This is a genomic window from Microcoleus sp. B3-A4, from assembly GCF_036705385.1.
Lineage (GTDB): Bacteria > Cyanobacteriota > Cyanobacteriia > Cyanobacteriales > Microcoleaceae > Microcoleus.
Window position 1 is genome coordinate 1 of record NZ_JAUBUI010000006.1, and the last position, 18235, is coordinate 18235.

The 18235-nt window shown below is 47.2% G+C and carries 16 protein-coding genes; 9 read left to right on the forward strand and 7 right to left on the reverse strand.

Going from position 1 to position 18235, the window contains the following annotated elements; translation table 11 throughout:
- Positions 1-117 precede the first annotated feature (117 nt).
- Entirely contained in the window at positions 118-915 is a 798-nt protein-coding gene (cobS, locus tag QUB33_RS04680; RefSeq protein ID WP_333347910.1) for an adenosylcobinamide-GDP ribazoletransferase, read from the reverse strand.
- A 259-nt stretch (positions 916-1174) separates the two neighbouring features.
- On the opposite strand from cobS, the gene QUB33_RS04685 reads away from it, so the two are divergent.
- The 3 genes from QUB33_RS04685 to QUB33_RS04695 all read left to right on the forward strand — a co-directional run bounded on the left by QUB33_RS04685 (position 1175) and on the right by QUB33_RS04695 (position 3180).
- Positions 1175-1624, forward strand: coding sequence for a hypothetical protein (locus tag QUB33_RS04685; protein ID WP_190662161.1), 450 nt, complete (start codon positions 1175-1177; stop codon positions 1622-1624).
- Between the two features lie 227 nt (positions 1625-1851).
- On the forward strand, positions 1852-2982 hold the full coding sequence (gene tgt, locus QUB33_RS04690) for a tRNA guanosine(34) transglycosylase Tgt (protein WP_333347913.1): 1131 nt from the start codon (positions 1852-1854) through the stop codon (positions 2980-2982).
- A 60-nt stretch (positions 2983-3042) separates the two neighbouring features.
- Positions 3043-3180, forward strand: a complete 138-nt coding sequence (locus QUB33_RS04695; RefSeq protein ID WP_006634808.1) for a photosystem II reaction center protein K — start codon at positions 3043-3045, stop codon at positions 3178-3180.
- 84 nt (positions 3181-3264) lie between these two features.
- Here QUB33_RS04695 and QUB33_RS04700 read toward each other — a convergent pair whose 3' ends face one another.
- A complete protein-coding gene (locus QUB33_RS04700; RefSeq protein ID WP_333347916.1) occupies positions 3265-3819 on the reverse strand; it encodes a glutathione S-transferase family protein in 555 nt (184 codons plus the stop codon).
- A 113-nt stretch (positions 3820-3932) separates the two neighbouring features.
- Positions 3933-4514 (reverse strand): manganese efflux pump MntP family protein, encoded by a 582-nt coding sequence (locus tag QUB33_RS04705; RefSeq protein ID WP_333347919.1) that lies wholly within the window; start codon positions 4512-4514, stop codon positions 3933-3935.
- Positions 4515-4711: 197 nt separating this feature from the next.
- Here QUB33_RS04705 and QUB33_RS04710 point away from each other — a divergent pair, with 197 nt between their 5' ends.
- Complete coding sequence (locus tag QUB33_RS04710; RefSeq protein ID WP_333347921.1) at positions 4712-5311, forward strand: cytochrome b/b6 domain-containing protein; 600 nt, start codon at positions 4712-4714, stop codon at positions 5309-5311.
- Positions 5312-5589: 278 nt separating this feature from the next.
- Here the strand turns inward: QUB33_RS04710 and QUB33_RS04715 are convergent, their stop codons facing one another.
- From QUB33_RS04715 to QUB33_RS04730, 4 genes are all read right to left on the reverse strand, one after another.
- Positions 5590-7995 carry a cache domain-containing protein gene (locus QUB33_RS04715; RefSeq protein WP_333347924.1) on the reverse strand — a complete coding sequence of 802 codons (2406 nt, stop codon included), beginning with the start codon at positions 7993-7995 and terminating at the stop codon, positions 5590-5592.
- A 679-nt stretch (positions 7996-8674) separates the two neighbouring features.
- Positions 8675-9139 (reverse strand): hypothetical protein, encoded by a 465-nt coding sequence (locus tag QUB33_RS04720; RefSeq protein ID WP_333347930.1) that lies wholly within the window; start codon positions 9137-9139, stop codon positions 8675-8677.
- 317 nt (positions 9140-9456) lie between these two features.
- A complete protein-coding gene (locus QUB33_RS04725) occupies positions 9457-10017 on the reverse strand; it encodes a sugar O-acetyltransferase (RefSeq protein WP_333347933.1) in 561 nt (186 codons plus the stop codon).
- Between the two features lie 153 nt (positions 10018-10170).
- The gene (locus QUB33_RS04730; protein ID WP_333347935.1) at positions 10171-10845 is read right to left on the reverse strand and encodes an MBL fold metallo-hydrolase; all 675 of its coding nucleotides are present in this window, start codon (positions 10843-10845) and stop codon (positions 10171-10173) included.
- 33 nt (positions 10846-10878) lie between these two features.
- Here QUB33_RS04730 and QUB33_RS04735 point away from each other — a divergent pair, with 33 nt between their 5' ends.
- The 5 genes from QUB33_RS04735 (at position 10879) to QUB33_RS04755 (ending at position 18203) form a co-directional block, all read left to right on the forward strand.
- Positions 10879-12351 (forward strand): site-2 protease family protein, encoded by a 1473-nt coding sequence (locus QUB33_RS04735; protein WP_333347938.1) that lies wholly within the window; start codon positions 10879-10881, stop codon positions 12349-12351.
- A 194-nt stretch (positions 12352-12545) separates the two neighbouring features.
- On the forward strand, positions 12546-13145 hold the full coding sequence (locus QUB33_RS04740; protein ID WP_333347942.1) for a hypothetical protein: 600 nt from the start codon (positions 12546-12548) through the stop codon (positions 13143-13145).
- Between the two features lie 126 nt (positions 13146-13271).
- Complete coding sequence (locus tag QUB33_RS04745; RefSeq protein ID WP_333347944.1) at positions 13272-14342, forward strand: DUF6745 domain-containing protein; 1071 nt, start codon at positions 13272-13274, stop codon at positions 14340-14342.
- 300 nt (positions 14343-14642) lie between these two features.
- Positions 14643-15824 carry a sulfate adenylyltransferase gene (gene sat, locus QUB33_RS04750; protein WP_333347948.1) on the forward strand — a complete coding sequence of 394 codons (1182 nt, stop codon included), beginning with the start codon at positions 14643-14645 and terminating at the stop codon, positions 15822-15824.
- Between the two features lie 207 nt (positions 15825-16031).
- Entirely contained in the window at positions 16032-18203 is a 2172-nt protein-coding gene (locus tag QUB33_RS04755) for a caspase family protein (protein ID WP_333347951.1), read from the forward strand.
- The last annotated feature ends 32 nt before the right edge of the window (positions 18204-18235 follow it).

Genomic DNA, 18235 nt, shown 5'->3' on the forward strand with positions numbered 1-18235 from the left:
TTTTGTGTTTGTAAGGCAATGATCTATATATATATTGCCTTACAGATTTTTTTGAGTTCACTTTTTCAGTGCCATTGGACTAAAGTCTTCACTAAAACTATGGCAACATGGCATAACTTACCCTTCCAGAGCTGCCAAAAGACACAGCAACAAAGCCTCCGTCCACTCTACTACGGCACCGTAAGTATCGCCCGTGTGGCCGCCCAAACGGTGGTTAAACCAGGCTCCGGCAAAAATTCCGATCGCACTTCCCCCCAAAGCCATCCCCACCGCCAACAGCCACCGATCGCCCTCCAAGACAACTTGCACCACGCTCAAACTCAGCAGCAACAGCACTCCGGGGATAAAATCAAAAGGAGAATAAATCGATTCTTTGTGAAAAGCTCCCTTACCCTCGGCCCGGAGATAGGGATAGCGGGCGATCGCCACCAGTTGGGCCCACCTTCCCCAACCGGCCACACCCATCAAAGCCAGGCACCGATAGTTATTCAAGTCCGAGAGAGCGGCAGTTTTCAGCAGCACGATCGCGATCGCAGCCATCGCCCCAAAGGCTCCTGTAACGCTGTCCCGCATGACTTCCAGCCGACGCACAGGATCGGGTACAGCCAGCCCGTCCGCCGCGTCCATTGCCCCATCTAAGTGCAGCCCGCCAGTCACGGCGATGCCCAAGACTACCACCAAGGCAGATCGAGTCAGAGCAGGCATTCCCAACAACTGCAACCCAACATCCGCCAGTCCCACCATCCCCCCAATCAAAAGCCCGATCGCCGGTGCCAAGCGGGCAATGCCCCGAAACTCCAAAGTCCAAGACACCGGTACCGGCAAACAAGTATAAAAAGCGACTGCGGCTGCGATGGCAGCGCCTTGATTCCGGAAAAAGCCGATCGTAGAGCGAACCCATTTATCATGCACCATAAGATAGAAAATTTTTCATCTGGTATGCAGTTGTCAATCGATTAGCGTGTGCCAGAATTGGACTGTAACACCCTAGTTTTTTGGATCGAGCATTCCTCCTGTCGCCCGCTCTTTTCCCCGGAAAACCTTTGTCGGCAGCGATCCCAAAGCTCCCTATCTAAAATGACTAAACTCAAGATCCGCGTTTCCCTTCCCAAGAATTCTAGCTAACTCCCTGATGTTCAAGACGGGAAAATACTACAACAGAGGCTTTTACTACATGAGTCACGATCAATTGAATAACAGGGTAGTTGCTCCTTGCATCATCGATACAGGGATTGTCGTCAACAAACGCGATATCAAAAGATTGCTGTTTGATTTAGGACGTGTCCGCTACCTTCACATACAAGATGGCGAGATTTATAGCGAGGGGGAAGGTTATGTGCTCGAAGTCTTCGCCAACCCCCACCGTTCTACCCTGATTGCCAATCATGCGCTTTATTTGAACGTCTATAGTTTTGATTACCTGGAACTTAAACAGTCCCCTGAAGATGGTGCTTATTTTGACCTGATTCAAGATGGACGGCAGTTGCGGTTAATTCCTCTCTCCAATCCTTTGCAAGAGCAATTCGCCCGGAATTTAAATGCTGCGGCTTTGGATGCGGTTGTCGATCAGGTACTCTCAGGCAACTGGGATCTGCAATTGGATGATGATGATTCCCCCTTTTAATGGTCAGTCAGTCGATTTTAGATTTTAGATTTTAGATTTTAGATTTACTCGCAGCTTTAGAATCTGGGAGGTAGAACTAAGGTCTAAAATTTTTTGCCCTCCACGACGATTGTCGGAAACTTGTCTCCGTTTTTGGGCGGGGTCATGGTTTTTTTTGTCGCGATGTCAACAACAATAGATTAAATAACACGGACGGCCGAGTAGCGGTTAACGAGCATCGGGGACTAATGACTGAGGACAAGGCGAAATTTTCTTTTAAATGTCAGGCTAATTGCAGCCATACCCAAGCCCGTGCAGGGGTTTTTGCCACTCCCCACGGTGTTGTGGAAACGCCTAAATTTATGCCAGTGGGGACGCTAGCTAATGTCAAAACTTTGACACCTGCACATCTTGAGGCGGCGGGTTCTCAAATGGTTTTGGCAAATACTTATCACTTGCATTTGCAGCCGGGGGAAGCGATTGTCGCAGGCGCTGGAGGATTGCACAAATTTATGGCTTGGCCAGGCCCGATGCTGACGGATTCGGGTGGCTTTCAGGTGTTTAGCTTGAGCCAAATGCGGACTATTTCTGAGAATGGGGTGACTTTTCGCTCTCCCCGCGATGGCCGCATGATTAATTTGACGCCGGAACGATCGATCGAAATTCAGAATGAGTTGGGCGCTGATGTGATTATGGCCTTTGACGAGTGTCCCCCTTACCCCGCTACGCGGGAGGAGGTGGAGGCAGCCACAAATCGCACTTACCGCTGGCTGCAACGCTGCATTCAAGCTCACTCGCGCCCGGATCAAGCTTTGTTCGGCATCGTCCAGGGGGGTGTTTTCCCAGATTTGCGATCGCGCGCGGCGAACCAGTTGGTAGATTTGGATTTACCAGGCTACGCCATCGGCGGCGTTAGTGTGGGGGAATCGGGGGATTTGATCGCAGAGATTGTAAAGGTGACTGCGCCTCTGTTGCCGGCAAATAAACCGCGTTATTTGATGGGGATTGGGACTTATCGGGAAATGGCGCTGGCGGTGGCGAGTGGCGTAGATATGTTTGACTGCGTGATTCCGACTCGGCTGGCCCGCCACGGGACGGCTTTTGTTGGTGGGGAACGCTGGAGTTTGAAAAATGCTCGGTTCCGGGAGGATTTTGCTCCGCTGGATGAGTCTTGTCCTTGTTATACCTGCCAAAAATTCAGTCGCGCTTATTTGGCCCATTTGGCGCGGGCTAACGAAGTGCTGGGGTATACTTTGCTGGCGATTCACAATGTGACGGAGTTAATTCGCTTTACTGGGAGGATGCGGGAGGCGATTTTTGCCGATCGATTTACTGAAGAGTTTGCCCACTGGCTTGCACCGAGAGTCGATCAATCATGATTGCCTGGGGTAAAGATATGCGACAATTATGAAAATTCTGTTGGATAGGTAGGTTGATTCATGGAAGCTGCATTACTCTTAGCAAAACTGCCCGAAGCTTATTCGATTTTTGAGCCTTTGGTTAATGTTTTGCCGGTCATTCCCGTATTTTTCTTGCTGCTGGCTTTTGTTTGGCAGGCCGCTGTCGGATTTAGATAAGTTTGATTTTAATAAAAGCAGGGGCAATTCCAGAATTGCCCCTGCTTTTAGATGTTAAGTTTTGTTTCGTTCTTCTTTCTGGCTTCAGCTACCGCCGATCGCACTTTTGAATGCCGGTCTTTCTGAGATCCGCTTGATGTAATCTACAACAGCCGGATAAGCACTGAGGTCTAGTTTTAGCATCATCGGAATGTAGGCTAAAATTGACCCGACTGCTGCGTCAGCGACGCCGAATTCCTCACCCATTAAAAACGGCTGTTTCTCGAAGATTTCATTTAACGGTTTTAACAACTTGGGAGTTTCGCGATCGCGAGTTGCTTCTGTAAATATTCCCGGCCCCAACGTAGCGTTAGCAAACGTCACCCACTGCACGATTTGAGCTTGCTGCTCCAAAGTGTCTGGCATTTTACCATATTTTTGAGCTAAATAAAGCAGAATTGCGCCGGATTCCCAAAGTTTAAAATCTCCGTCGGCGATCGCGGGTACTTTGCCGATCGGGTTAATTTCGAGATACTCTGGCTGCAAGTGTGCCCCTGCTTGCATATCCAGCATGACGAATTCGTAGGGAACTCCTATTTCTTCTAGATACCACTTGACAATTGAGGCCCTGCTGCGGGCTCCGCCGTAAAGTTTCAGCACGGAATTTTTATCCTTTAACGCAATATTGCTGTTATAGCATTTTTTGGGAAGTGGGCATTGGAGTCACCAGAGACTCTGATGTCAATGTTCGACTGATGACTGCTGACTCATAATTAATGACCGATAACTAATGGCACTTCTGTCAAGTGCAGAAACAAGATTCTGCTGCCAATAAAAATCAAAATTGCTCCGCCCAATATCTCAATTTTATTAGCAAACAAGTTGCCGCACTTGTGCCCGATAAACACGCCTGCAAAGGCTAAAAAGAAAGTAATAAATCCGATCGCAGTCACCGCAGGAGCAATAGAATCTTTCAGGACAGCAAATCCGAGGCCAACTGCGAGGGCATCGATACTCGTCGCCACCGACAGCGTTATCAAAGTCCCTGTATCTAAGGGATTGAACTTTTTCTCGCATTCTTCGCTTTGCAGCGATTCGTAAATCATTCTCCCGCCAATGAAACTCAACAGCCCAAAAGCTATCCAATGGTCGATCGGTGTTATCAAAAAACTAAAACTAAGACCGATGAGCCATCCTATGACGGGCATTAAAGCTTGAAACCCTCCGAAAAATAAGGCGATTTTTAAAGCTTTATTGACCTTCATGTGTTTGATTGCTAAACCGCTCGAAACAGCAACAGCAAAAGCATCTGCTGCTAGTCCCAAGGAAAGTAATATGGTAGTGGCTGCATCCATTTTTGTAAAGTGTTAGGTGTTATAAATAAACTGTTACTCTTGACTGTTTTAGTTTACACTAAATTTTGATATAATTGCGTTATTATCATAATATATTAATTTTTGACTCACATTTATTTCACAATTGGCGAAAGTTGAAAAAATCAGCGCTTAGCTGTATTGTGTAAAAGATTATTTATGAAGTAGCAGAATCGACTATGCCGCAATCTAGACCGTACCAGCCATTGCTGCTCAGGTTACTGCATGGGGTTAACGCTGCGATCGCCCTTTTAGCAATTTTGAGCGCATTTCTGGTTTACAACACCTACGATGGGCGGTTTGGCCAAGTCCCCGTGCCTCGGATTGCGGATATTATCGGGATTCACGGCACTTTTGGCAAGATGTTGCTGTTAGGAATAATGCCGGCTTTTGCATTGTACAGTTTCCACGCAGGTCAAAAACTTTTGGTGCAGCCGGATTCTTTTGCGAGACTAACGCAATTGGGAAAACCTATTTGGTGGTACAGTTTGCACCGGATTGTGAATACGTTGATGTTGCTGGCACTGACTTGGGCGATCGCTTCTGGGAGTATGGTTAAGGAAGAATGGCTGCCGGCTGGGGAATTGACGCAGGTTTGGTATTATTTACACGCTTCTGGTTGGGTGGTATTGGTGTTTTGTCTGGCAATGCACTTGTTGATGAGTGCGAAGGTGGGGGGTTTGCCGCTAATTTTGTCGATGTTTGATGCCGCATATCGCCCGGAAGATTCGCCTGCGGCTTGGTGGAAGAAAATTCGCTCTTTGGTCGATCGCTCTTAATGTAAAAATGCTTAATTTAAAAATGAACAAAAATATTTTATTAATTGTGGCGGAAGTCTTGGTAATGGGAGGTTGGTTGTTTGCTGTGGTTGCACCTTTATTATTTCCCTAATCCTATCATAGCAATTTGGGTTAACAAATGATCGTTAGGTTTGGAGTGAGGACTTCAGCCCTCTGTTTTATGAGGACTAAAGTCTTGACTGCGAAGCCAAATTAAGCTTTTCGCTCAGCTTGCTGGCAAGATTTGCAACGGGCTTCCCTGGCGGCAAGATGCGATATCAAACGATCGGCAATTTCACCATAAACTCAGCACCGCCCCCAGTTTGAGATTTAATTTGAGATTGCACTGGAGATTCAACTGTAATGCTGCCGCCGTGCAATTCTACAATAATTTTATAACAAACTGACAAGTCCAATGCTGTAAAATTTTTAAATGATTTAGTATGGCCAAACTGGTCAAATATTCTATGTTGAGTTTCTGGTGGAATTCGGGAGCCGTTGTGGGCGATCGATACTGCAATAAACCTGCCTGGATAACCCTCGACAATATCTGTTTTAATTGTAATAATTTGAGCGGAGTTTTCAATACTCTTAAGAGCATCAATAGCAGTGCTGAGGAGACTCGCGAATACCTGGCTCAGTTGACCGGGATAACACAAAATGGGCGGCAAGTTGTGGTACTCCTTGACTACTAATATTTTTTGCTCCAGCCGGCCTTCTAGCAACAGCAAAATATTGTCGATGCTTTCATTTAGGTTGGCGTGTTCTTTGTTGGGCTCGTCAGGAAGCGAAAATTTCCGCAAAGCAAGGACTATCTGGCGAATGCGATCGGCTCCTATTTTCAAAAGGTTGAGAATTTGCGGCAACTCTTCGCTGATAAAATCTAGGTCGCAGGCCTCTATTTCTTTGGCAATTGGCGGCACAGGCTCGGGATATTGTTCGCGATAGAGGCGAATTATATTGAGCAAATCTTTGATATAATCGTTAACGTGAATCAGGCGACCGTAAATAAAGTTAATCGGGTTATTAATTTCCTGGGCCACTTCGGCGGCTAGTTGACCGATAATTGTCATTTTTTCGCTTTGTACTAAATGCTCTTCGGTGATTCTGAGTTTGGCTAATACTTCTTCCAACAGTTTGAGTTCTTCTTGAATTTGCCCGTGGAGTTGGGATTGGGAAATTGCGATCGCCAGCGAGTCTGCAATTGCTTCCAAAACTTCCACCTCGTCGGGAGTCCCAAACCGCCGATTTGCACAGGCGAACAGATATCCAAGCCGATGATTCTGAGTTAGTACGGGTACTGCTGCGTAGTGACTATTTGTGAGTTCGATATAGGCGTGTTCCTCAGACGATGTGGCATCAGGGGCGGCCGTTTTATGTAGCAGTATCGTTTCGCAGCGGTGAAGCCGTGCAGCTAAATCTCCAGATGGCCCTCCTGGAACACCAAAGATTCCCAAGCGCGCCGGCAAACCTTCCCGGCAATATTCCCAGCCAAATTCTAAAGTATCTTGTCGGGGATCGTACCATGCGAAAATTGCTCGATCGAGCTTCAGTAAAGTACCGAGTTCATCTACTGTAGTTTGGAGGATGCGATCGAGGTGCAAGGAAGCGCGAATGCGGCCGGTCAAGCGGCGGAGAAGGCCTTCTGTGCGACTGCGAATGCAATTTAGGGCAAACAGCTTGAGCGCCACAATTGCTGCGAAAATAGCTGCGGCGGCAAGTACGCCGGCTGCTACTGCTAGTATCTTGAAAGGAAGGAGTTCTTTTTCGAGATTGTCGCGGGGAATTACGAGGGCGATCGACCATTCAGCTTGTTCTAAAGGAAGATAAGCCACATAAACTTTGGCGTCCTTGATTTTAGTGAGCGAAATGCCCGTTTTTTGATAAACCATCTCCCGGGCTACATTCGCCAAATTAGCGTCTGCGGACTCTAAAAGACTCGGAGCCGGCTTGTCGATATTTCCTATTAACCGAGCGTCGGGATGCACAATCGGCACTCCTTGAGAATTGAGAACAAAAGCGTAAGTTCCTGCCCCATATTCCAGCTTTCCTACTACTTCGGCAATTCGGTCGATGCTAATGACGCCGTTCATTACTCCGATCGGCTTTTGTGCTTTTTTATCAAGAGAATTTGCCGAACTTGACCACACCGGAGCCGAAATGGGAACAATACTTTGTCCTTTGAGCGTGCGAGAAATGGTAGGGTCGGAAACATAGACTTCCCCAGCCATTGCCTTTTTAAAGTGTTGGCGGTCGCTCACATTAATCAACGCTCTGCCCACTTTTGTGGTGAAATAAGAACCGTCGGGATCAATTAATGCGAAATGCTCGAATTCTTGCAGTCGATTTACTTCCGATTTTAAATAAGGCTCTGCCACTGACCAATTCATCGAACGAACCGGAGGAGTGTGGGCGAGGATTTCGATCTCAGCCTTTCTAGTGCCGAGCCAGCGATCGATCTTGTTGGCGCGCTCCCTAACTTCTAACAAAGCATTTCGCTCGCTTTTGGTGATAATCAAGCGACGAACGCTTTGATAGCTGATCCAACCAGTGATACTAGCTGCCAGAATTGTTCCGCCCAAAATTAAGAGCGCAGTTTTGTACCCAAGATGGTATTCGCCCTTTAATTCCGCTGGCAATAGTCGAGTTAATTTCCACCACTTTACTCTCGCAAAGCTTCGCATGGTTTGACCAATTTGTGAGATTGAAATCCTTAGCTCACCTGCGATGTACTCGCCCGCATACCAGTAGTCTGAAACTACTAGCCTTCAATAATTGCGGGATTTTTTAATTTTTTCCCGCCGGCCGGCTCACCTTGTTAAACTGGAATAATATTCTACCATTTTTTTGATGAATTAAAACTTTTCATTAACAACTTAAGATTTTTCTTAACAGTCGTTAATAATGTATGTTGATTAGGTGATGTGAGTAATGCGAACCATACATTGAGATGTTTGGTGTTTGTCTTAATAACTAAATATTAAAAATATTGCCTCCATTAATGAACTAGAAACTTGTTAAATCTTTAATTTACATCGTTTCCGGTTGCCTCGGTATTTTTCACAAATCCCAACAGTCAGTTGGCCGTAAATCATGATTTTAGTCAACAGTCAATCGATTTTAGATTTTAGATTTTAGATTGAAGCATTGAGCCCCCGGATAAATTCGGGGGGCAAGTTTCATCAGATACAGGTTTTTTATTTCTCCACGGATGAATCCGGGAGCTTGTATCCTGGATGCTTTCGGTCAAAAATCAAATTGAGGAGTGCAACCGGAATTCATATTACATCTCAAAACTCGGAACTATTTTCGGTGCATCCGCTGGCTGAGGCACTGTTAAATTGCCCCAGTTGCGGGATTTGTTTAAAGAACCTTGTGAGTGTGTTCGTGCTGTTTCACATTGTCTTCAGTGCGAATGACGCGCTCGGAGTTGAGTACCCTTTTACGTTCTAAGGAATAAGTAAAGTCCTTGCGAACTGTTCCCAAGGGAATGTGAAGTTGAGCTTGGGGGCGGATTTTGTAAGTGCGGGCAGCGGCGATCGCCCGAAAGGCAAATTCTTCGCTAAACTGAGCTGAGGTAGGGAATTCTGGCAACATTTTGGGTGTTTCGCCGTCGAGCAGTGCTCCCAAAGTCGTCCCGCAAATCATTAAATAGGATGTGGGAATTCCCTTCACAATTGCTTCTAAAGCTGCTGAGGGAATAGCTTCGATTACTTGCACTTCAAAAACTTCGCCTTCTTCTTTGATGAAGCAGGTAGCTACACCGACTGCTATGTAGTCGTCGGTGCAGAGATCGGGAGCGTTGGGATAAACTGTTGCAGTCGTCATAAGAAAAGCTTGGTAGTGTGGAAACCGGGAACGAGAAATTATATCATTTCCGGTTACACCGGAATGATGTTGACTGTTGACTGTTGACTGTTGACGCCGTGAACAGTGAACAGTGAACAGTCAACAGTGAACTCGAATTTACTATTCCGATGCTAACGGATTTGATATTAAGCGATTTTAGATTTGAGATTTTAGATTTATCGCACGGTTTTTTTCGGGGATTTTACGTGAAAAATCTCAAACCGCCTGTTCTAAACCTAAAATTTTTTGGTTAAGCTCCAAGGAGCCGATCGCACGATTCTGTCGATCGTACCACATCAAGGTAGATGCCGGATGATTCGGCAAGGATTCCCCGCCGCCACGACGTTTGCGGGAATATCTTTGACCACAACACTGCCTGCGCCGATCGTGCTATTGTCGCCAATAGTCACTCCTGGACAAATAATACTGCCGCCGCCAATCCAAACATTATTGCCAATATTAATTTCAGCGGCGAGTTCTTGGCCAGAAAGCCTTATTTCCGGGTCTGTGGGGTGAAGAGCGGTGTAAATTTGCACGTAGGGCCCGCACAGTAAATTTTCGCCAATGTTAACTCGATTGCAGTCGAGAATCACGCAACCAAAATTCATGTACAATCCGTTTCCCGCATAAATATTGCTGCCGTAGTCGCAGTAGAAAGGTGGCTCGATTTCAACTTTTGGGCCAACTGCACCGAACAATTCTGCGATAATTTCTAACCGTTTGTCTGGTTCGTCTTCGCGGGTAGAATTGTAGGTTCTGGCGAGGCGGCGGGCTCGCTGGCGCTCTAAAATTAATTGCTCATCAGCAGCTAAATACAATTCGCCGGCGAGCATTTTTTGTTTTTCGGTTTTTTCCACAGTTTTTTCCAAGGTAAGAATCGGCGGTTTCAACCGCTACTTCACCAACGAACTTCCTCTCTAAGAGACTGAAAAATAATGTAGGGTGCGTAAGGGCGCACCTTACCGCTATAATTAGCGCGTCAGATCATTTTTTGATGTTGCAGCATACATTTATGGTTCAGGTTTTGACTGCAAACAAACGGCTAAATCTAGATTGGCTAATTGCTCAAAAGCTCGATCGATCGATCCTTTTCCCCGCAAAAAACCAGTATTTGCACCGGGACAAATATACTCTAAAGTTTCCGGTGAAAATCGATCGATAATTGACTTCACGCTGTTAATTTGCCTGGGCCAGTGAAAAGTTTTTGCCGTCCACAGCGGTACTGGAGTGGCTTCTCGGTTGGGGAGCAAGTGCCTACCCGAAAACAGCACTCCACCGCTGCCACTATGATAAAGGCAAGAGGAACCAGGAGAATGGCCAGGAGTCCAAAATGCTTTCATTCGATCGCTCACAACAAATTCTCGCTCAAAAACCGTCACCTTCAAACCCGGCAGTAAATAAGCTTCCTGCTCTTGAATCAGGATCTCGCACCCCGTGGCTTCCTGAATCTCCCGCGCCTTGGCGATAGCGCCGCGGTGGGTGAGAAACAGCAGTCGCACGCCGCCGTGTTCCCGCAAAAATGTTTGGTTAATCTCATCCCAAGCGGGACAATCCACCAGGATGTTAGTTTGGTTTTCTACAATGAAATAGGCTGTTGCACCCAGAGTTTCCCGGTTAGGCGGGAAAGCAAGGATATTGTCGAGCACGGGCCTGGGTTGTTTGGAGACTAAACTCTGTTGTTTCAAGGAAGTATTTCAGAAGGGAATGGGATAAATATTATGTTCTTTTTACTATGGTTGTCCGTATTGGGGCTGATATCGTACTACTTGTTGCAGAACGGCACCAGCCGCATCACCAGGACTCCGATATGGCTGCTGTGGCTGGTAATGATGGCGCCTGCGCTGATTTGGACTGGTTGGATTTTAGTTTACGGTACCAGCAAAACTGTACCGCCGGAGTTGGTAATTATACCTTTTCTGGTTTGCCCTTTTTTGTATTGGTTTTTGGTACAGTTGGGGCGCAAGAAAATTACCCCCGAAACAGCAGAGCAGGTAGCAAACTCTGCGACTGAACCTGTAAAGCCAAAACCGCCCGTGCGCCCGATCGATGCAGCGGAAGAAGCGAGTTTGCGCGATTGTTTTCCTTGGTCAATTTACTTTCTGCGAGATTTGGAATTTCGACCGCAGGCTGTAATTTGTCGCGGACAGTTGCGGACGAACCCAGAGGCGGCTTATCAGGCGATTCGGGAGAATGTGGAGAGGCTTTTTGGCGATCGCTTTTTAGTAGTATTTCAAAACAGCTTGAGCGGTCAACCTTTTTTTGCTATAGTTCCCAATCCCAGCCACCAATCAGGGGAAACTCCTGTCAAAACCGAATCTGTAACCAGGCCATTTTTTGCATTAGCTTTGCTGCTGATCACGGTGTTTACGACTACACTTGTCGGGGCGCGACTTGCCGGAGTTACTGAACAAGCTTTGCAGTCCAACCCGTCAATATTGCTCCAGGGTTTGTCTTACTCGCTGGCTCTAATTACAATTTTAGCAATTCACGAATCCGGCCACTATTTAGCTGCCCGATTCTACAAAATTCGCACGACTTTGCCTTATTTTATCCCGATTCCTTTTTTCTTAGGAACTTTTGGGGCTTTCATTCAAATACGGAGTCCAATTCCCAACCGCCGAGCTTTATTTGATGTTAGCATTGCCGGGCCCCTTGCGGGTTTAGTGGCGACAGTGCCATTATTAATTTGGGGTTTGAATCATTCGACTATTGTACCGCTGTCTGACAAGTCGGGAATGTTAAATTTTGAGTCTTTCAAACCCAGTTTTTCGCTGTTGATGACTTTGTTGAGCAAGTTAACCTTGGGCGGTGCTTTGAATGCGGAAACTGCGATCGATTTGCATCCGGTAGCGGTGGCGGGTTATTTGGGTTTGATCGTGACGGCGTTTAATTTGATGCCGGTGGGACAACTCGACGGCGGGCACATTGTACACGCGATGTTCGGCCAGCGAGCGAGTATGGCGATCGGGCAATTTGCTAGGCTTTGTATGCTGCTGCTTTCTTTTTTGGAACAGGGTTTGCTGCTGTGGGCGATTATTTTGTTTTTCACGCCACTAAACGACGAACCAGCGCTGAATGATGTCAGCGAATTGGATAATCGCCGGGATTTCTTGGGGTTGTTGGCGATCGGGCTTTTGTTAATGATTTTGTTGCCGGCTCCTAGGGTACTCCTTGAGTGGTTGAATGTTTAGAAGGAAGTTCGGCAACGGATTCTGTAACGGATTTAACTAACGGATTGAGGTTGAAGTGCGAGGGAATAGAGAAGAACGAAGAAAAGAGAGGTTGACAAAATTCTGCAATGGTTGCTCTACAAGGGAGTTTAGCGTTTATCAACTCGCTTTCTATCTCCAAGTAATCTAGAGTTTCACCGACTTATCTGAGAAGTATGTCTTACAAATCCTTTACTTTCCAACAATTAAAAGAGCGATTTGGATTGGAGCTATCACTCAGCCCTATTTTGAGTGCCAAGGTTGTTCCTGTAGAACCCTCCGAATGGCTTTGGAGAACCCTCGAAATTAGTTCTAACACTGCTGTTACTACTGCAAAAGAACGTTCGGAACGGATTATTTCTCCTATACTGTTAGAATTTAGAGAAAGGAACCAGAGACAATTTTCTATTTTTTCTGGTTGGTCATTTGATGTAGATGCTGAGCTGGGATTGAATGGGGAATGCGACTTTATAATGTCTTCTGTTCCGTTTGATTTTGAAATTAAAGTTCCGGTTTTTGCATTGCGAGAAACGAAAGGCGGAGAAATAGAATCTTGTCTGCCACAGTGTGCAGCACAAATGGTAGCGGCTCAGCTATTTAACAAACGCGAACACAATTCCATACCAGCAGTATTTGGCTGCGTAACTACTGGCGTTGTCTGGCGGTTTCTTAAATTAGAAGGAAATAATTTAATTATTGATAGTGATGTTTATTGTCTAGATAATGTTCCTATGATTTTAGGAGTTTTGCAAAAAATCGTTAATTTATACCAATAATTTGACTACTCTAATAAAATAGGTTGGCAGGTAAAATTCTGTTGTTATTACAAACTTACTGATACTTTTTAACCGGATGCGAAGCCGAAAAACTTTGACCGCAAATCCAATAATCTAGCTGTACAAATGATCGCAATTACTCCCGAACAAACAGCGTTAATTCCGATTTATCGCGAGAAGTGGCGAGAAATTGGACTTTCGATAAAACCGATCGATCGCCCGCAAGCGACAGCGGCCATCAACACCGCCTACAACATCATCCGCTGTCCTGAACCGGAAATTATTTTCTGTGACAGCCCTTACATAGCTTTGCAAGCAGTTGAACCGCTAAGGATACGCGATTCTGGTCTGGGAACGGCAAGTGAAATCAGAAACAAAATTCATAATGAATTATACGATATATTAAGAAGTCAACTCGGCAGGGAGCTGGAAAATCAAATTTACAGCCAACTCTATAATCCGCTGTACGCTCAACTGATGAATCAACTGCACCTTCATGTTAAAGACGAACTTTATGTCAAATTAGCAAAGAAGTTGGGCGAAAGCTTTCATAGATTCCAAATCGATCAGACTTATCATAATAACAGCATAGTTTCCGAACTGTCAGCCTGTCACGGAAGTTGGGTGGATTTTTGTATTGGCGTGTTAAATTTGGAGTACGATCGCCCTTTATACTCAGCCTTTCAATCTTTAGTGGAAAACTGCGGCTGGATTTACCCGTTTGAGAAAATGTGCTTTGTGTGCGATCGCCCGATCCAACTTCATTTTGACAACGAATATTTGCTCCACGCAGAAGGTCAACCAGCGGTTGAATTTGCTGACAAGTTCAGTGTATACTCTTATCGCGGCGTCCGACTGCCGGAAACAATCGGTCAAGTTCCGTCGCAGTCTTGGCAAGCTTCCTGGCTGTTAACAGAACAGAATGCCGAAGTGCGGCGAGTTTTAATTCAGGCGATCGGTTATCCGATAATTTATCAAGAATTGCAAGCAACTGAATTGGATACTTGGCAAGAATATACTTTGTTGAAAATTAAGAATAATATAGACATAGAGCCAATTTATTTGTTAAAGATGACTTGTCCGAGTACGGGACACCTTCACGCTTTGCGAGTGCCGCCAAAAGTGCGATCTGCTAAAGATGCGATTAGCTGGGTAAATTGGGGAATAGATCCCGAAGAATTTCAAGTCCAGACTTGACGGGAAAGCATCCAGGATACAAGCCCCCAGATTCATCCGTCCAGAAATAAAAAATGTGTACCCGATGAAACTTGCCCCCCGAATTTATCCGTGGGGTCAATGCTTCAATGTAAAATCTAAAATCTAAAATCGATTGAGGGGAAAGTTTAGAGTTTTGAGCGCGCGAGTTTACAGTTAAAGAATTACAGCGCCACAAAAGCAGCGTTCTGCACAAGTCCAGAACAATTAAAAAATGTAGATTTGCAGCCACCGCTTGATACTATGTATTCTGGCAGCTAAAACCCACAACTTCAAATCGACATGAGCCAGCATTCAGACCGCATTGCCCCTCACGGCGGCATCCTGGTCAACCGCATTGCCACACTAGACCAAAGACAAGAATTTTTCGACAAAGCAGAAGTATTGCCGCGAGTCCAGCTTTCGGATCGATCGATCTCCGACCTGCAAATGATCGCCATCGGCGCCCTGAGTCCCCTCAAAGGGTTCATGAACGAAGCGGATTATCGATCGGTCGTCAAACAAATGCGCCTCTCCAACGGCCTCCCTTGGTCGGTTCCCATCACCCTCTCGGTAACAGAAGCAGTCGCCGACACCCTCAAAGAAGGCACTTTAGTGCGCCTCGACTCGCCGGCGGGCGAATTTGTCGGGCTTTTGGAACTCGCAGAAAAATACCACTACAGCAAAGAAGAAGAAGCCCTCAACGTCTACCGCACCGACGACCTCAAACATCCGGGCGTCCAAGTAGTAGACAAATCCGGGCCCGTTAACCTCGCAGGCGATGTTTGGCTGCTGGAACGCGAACTAGATGTCCGCTTTCCCCAATACCAAATTGACCCGGCGAAATCGAGAATACTGTTCAAAGAAAAAGGATGGAAAACCATAGTCGGTTTCCAAACCCGAAACCCCATTCACCGGGCACACGAATACATCCAAAAATGCGCCTTAGAAACAGTAGACGGCTTGTTTCTGCACCCGCTAGTCGGGACGACAAAAGAAGACGACATCCCGGCTGATGTGCGGATGCGCTGCTACGAAATTCTGCTAGAAAAATACTATCCAAAAGATCGCGTAATTTTGGCAATTAATCCGGCGGCGATGCGCTACGCCGGGCCGCGAGAAGCAATTTTTCATGCTTTAATCCGCAAAAACTACGGCTGCACTCACTTTATCGTGGGGCGCGATCACGCTGGAGTTGGCGATTATTACGGCACTTACGATGCCCAACATATTTTTGATGAATTTGAGCCTGCAGAATTGGGAATTGTGCCGATGAAATTTGAGCACGCTTTCTATTGCACACTGACCGAACAAATGGCTACGACTAAAACAAGCCCCAGCACTCCCGAACAACGGGTGCATTTGTCGGGAACCAAAGTGCGGGAAATGCTGCGTGCTGGAAAATTGCCACCACCGCAGTTTTCCCGGCCGGAAGTTGCCGCAGAATTAGCCAAGGCAATGAATATTTTCAATTACGAGATTTAGATCTTGAACATTGGTGTGGGCGACATTCTCAAGAGTTTTGAATTTTGAGTTTTGAGTTTTAAAGTGGGAACTTTAAACTTAAAACTCAAAAGTTAAGACTTAAAAATTATCTTAATACTAAACACTCACAATCTAATTAAATCCCCTAAAATTATTCAGGGGAATTTAACTGAAAATTCAAAACATTAAATTCAAAGCTATTTAAAAATGGGACTCAAGCGGCGGGAATTTTTGCAGCAAGCTGGCCGGGTGCTGGCCGCCATCGGAATCAGTGAGGCCCTGTGGCTGCCATTGGGCGATCGCTACCTCCAAGCCTTAGCCCAGCCGACAGCCCGCAAATTGGCTTTGTTGGTGGGCGTTGACAAATATCCAGACTCGCCCCTGCACGGCTGCGTCACGGATGTGGAATTGCAGCGGGAACTGCTGATATATCGGTTTGGGTTTGTGCCGTCGGACATTTTGACTTTGACTGACGCTAAAGCTACGAGGGAGAATATCGAGACGGCTTTTGTCACTCACTTGACTCAACAAGCAAAACCCGGTGACGTGGTAGTTTTTCACTTTAGCGGCTGCGGTAGCCGAGTCAGTTTGGGCGAGTCTCCCGGAAAAATGCAAAACAGTTTGGTGCCGGCGGATGATGTTTTGCCGTTGTTAGCAAACCGGGCGGTGAACGATATTTTAGAGGAAACGCTGTTGCTGTTGATGCGATCGCTCGCGACAGAAAATGCGATCGCCATCCTCGACACCAGCTACACCTATCCGGGTTTCCCCAAAAACGGCAACTTTCGCATTCGCTCCCGCCCCCGCCCCACCATCGGCGAGCCAAGCCTCGCAGAATTAACGTTTGCCGAAGACCTCCGCTCCCGCCCAAATCTCCGTCCGGACGCCACCGTACTTGTCGCAGGCGCGAATTCCGCACTTGCCGCCGAACAAGAGTGGAACGGATTTACCGCAGGTTTGTTTACCTACGCCCTCACCCAAACTTTGTGGTGGGCAACTCCCGCTAGCAGCTTCAGCGTCAGTTTCAGCCGCGCGGCGGGTACTGTCGAGCAAATCGCGGGGTTATCGCAGCAACCGCAAATTCTCAATCACAATTTAACAACCGCGCCGACGGTGAATTTTTCAAATTTAATCTTCAATTCCCCTGCATCAGACGGCGCTGTGACGGCGGTGGAAGAGGGGGGCAAAACTGTGCAGTTGTGGCTGGGCGGGTTGTCGCCCGGGGTTTTGGAGTGTTCAGGGGGTTCTGTGTTTGCAGTGGATTCCTCGGAGGGCGCGAGGCTTTTGCTGCGGGGACGCACGGGCCTCTCTGCTAAAGCCCAAGTTTTAGATGGGTCTGCTCAAACAGACGGCGAATTAACAGTCGGCGAACTGGTGAGGGAAGAAATTCGGGTATTGCCGCGAAACATCGGTTTGACAGTAGCTTTGGACTCGGGTTTGGAACGCATCGAGCGGGTGGACGCTACCAGCGCCTTTGCGACTGTGCCACAAGTTTCGGCGGTAGGCAGCGAGCAATTGGCTGACTGCCGGTTCGGCAGAGTCCCGGAAACAACTTTAGCCGAAGCAGTCTCGGCTCACGAGCCTGCTTTGATACAAAGCCGTTACGGTTTGTTTTCTTTGGCTCAAATGCTGATTCCCGATACTCAGGGCGACGGGGGAGAAGCAGTTAAGGTGGCGGTGCAGCGCTTGACTCCGCAGTTGAAAGCGCTGCAGGCTGGGAAGTTGCTGCGGCTGACAGCCAATGAGGGGTCTTCGCGCCTGAAGGTGCGGGCGGTTCTGGCAACTCTGGCACCGCAAGCGCGGGCTGTGGCGCAGCGAGAGCCGGTGCGGGCCGGCGGCGATTATCGGCTGGAACCGCTGAGCGGGGAAAGTGAGAAATCCGCAAGCGGTCATATATTAAGTTTAGCAGAAGGCAGCCGAGTTTGTTACAGATTGTATAACGACAGCGATCGCCCGGTTTACTTTGCGGTGTTTTGCTCGGACAGCGGGGGACGGCTTTCAGTGCTCGGCGCTGAGGGCAAAGAGGCTGTGGGTGGAATGTCGCGCGCGATCGCTCCTGGGGAGAATGCGACCGTACCGGCGGCTGGGGCGATGGGGTGGGCGGTATCTGAGCAGATCGGACTTGCAGAAATTGTGATTATATTTAGTGAGAGTCCCTTGCCTCAAACTCTGGCTGCAATAGAAGCCGAAACGCAGCAAACGAGGGATGCCCTGCCAATTCGAGTGTTGTTGAATCCTTTAAATGTGGCGCGGGCGGTACTCGAAGATTTGCACGCCGCTAGCATTCCGGGGGTGCAGAAAGTGGGGATATCGACGGACGATTGGGCTTTGGATGTGAATGTTTGGGCAACTTTGAGTTTTGTTTATCGGGTGGTTTAATTGAAAAATGGCGACTTGGGAATGTTTTCTAT

Bases quoted from the DNA above. Each gene is read 5' to 3' on its own strand.
- QUB33_RS04715 (WP_333347924.1), bottom strand. From the start codon at position 7,995: ATGCGAAGCTTTGCGAGAGTAAAGTGGTGGAAATTAACTCGACTATTG.
- tgt (WP_333347913.1), top strand. From the start codon at position 1,852: ATGACTGAGGACAAGGCGAAATTTTCTTTTAAATGTCAGGCTAATTGC.
- QUB33_RS04735 (WP_333347938.1), top strand. From the start codon at position 10,879: ATGTTCTTTTTACTATGGTTGTCCGTATTGGGGCTGATATCGTACTAC.
- QUB33_RS04685 (WP_190662161.1), top strand. From the start codon at position 1,175: ATGAGTCACGATCAATTGAATAACAGGGTAGTTGCTCCTTGCATCATC.
- sat (WP_333347948.1), top strand. From the start codon at position 14,643: ATGAGCCAGCATTCAGACCGCATTGCCCCTCACGGCGGCATCCTGGTC.
- QUB33_RS04695 (WP_006634808.1), top strand. From the start codon at position 3,043: ATGGAAGCTGCATTACTCTTAGCAAAACTGCCCGAAGCTTATTCGATT.
- QUB33_RS04705 (WP_333347919.1), bottom strand. From the start codon at position 4,514: ATGGATGCAGCCACTACCATATTACTTTCCTTGGGACTAGCAGCAGAT.
- cobS (WP_333347910.1), bottom strand. From the start codon at position 915: ATGGTGCATGATAAATGGGTTCGCTCTACGATCGGCTTTTTCCGGAAT.
- QUB33_RS04755 (WP_333347951.1), top strand. From the start codon at position 16,032: ATGGGACTCAAGCGGCGGGAATTTTTGCAGCAAGCTGGCCGGGTGCTG.
- QUB33_RS04720 (WP_333347930.1), bottom strand. From the start codon at position 9,139: ATGACGACTGCAACAGTTTATCCCAACGCTCCCGATCTCTGCACCGAC.
- QUB33_RS04740 (WP_333347942.1), top strand. From the start codon at position 12,546: ATGTCTTACAAATCCTTTACTTTCCAACAATTAAAAGAGCGATTTGGA.
- QUB33_RS04745 (WP_333347944.1), top strand. From the start codon at position 13,272: ATGATCGCAATTACTCCCGAACAAACAGCGTTAATTCCGATTTATCGC.
- QUB33_RS04710 (WP_333347921.1), top strand. From the start codon at position 4,712: ATGCCGCAATCTAGACCGTACCAGCCATTGCTGCTCAGGTTACTGCAT.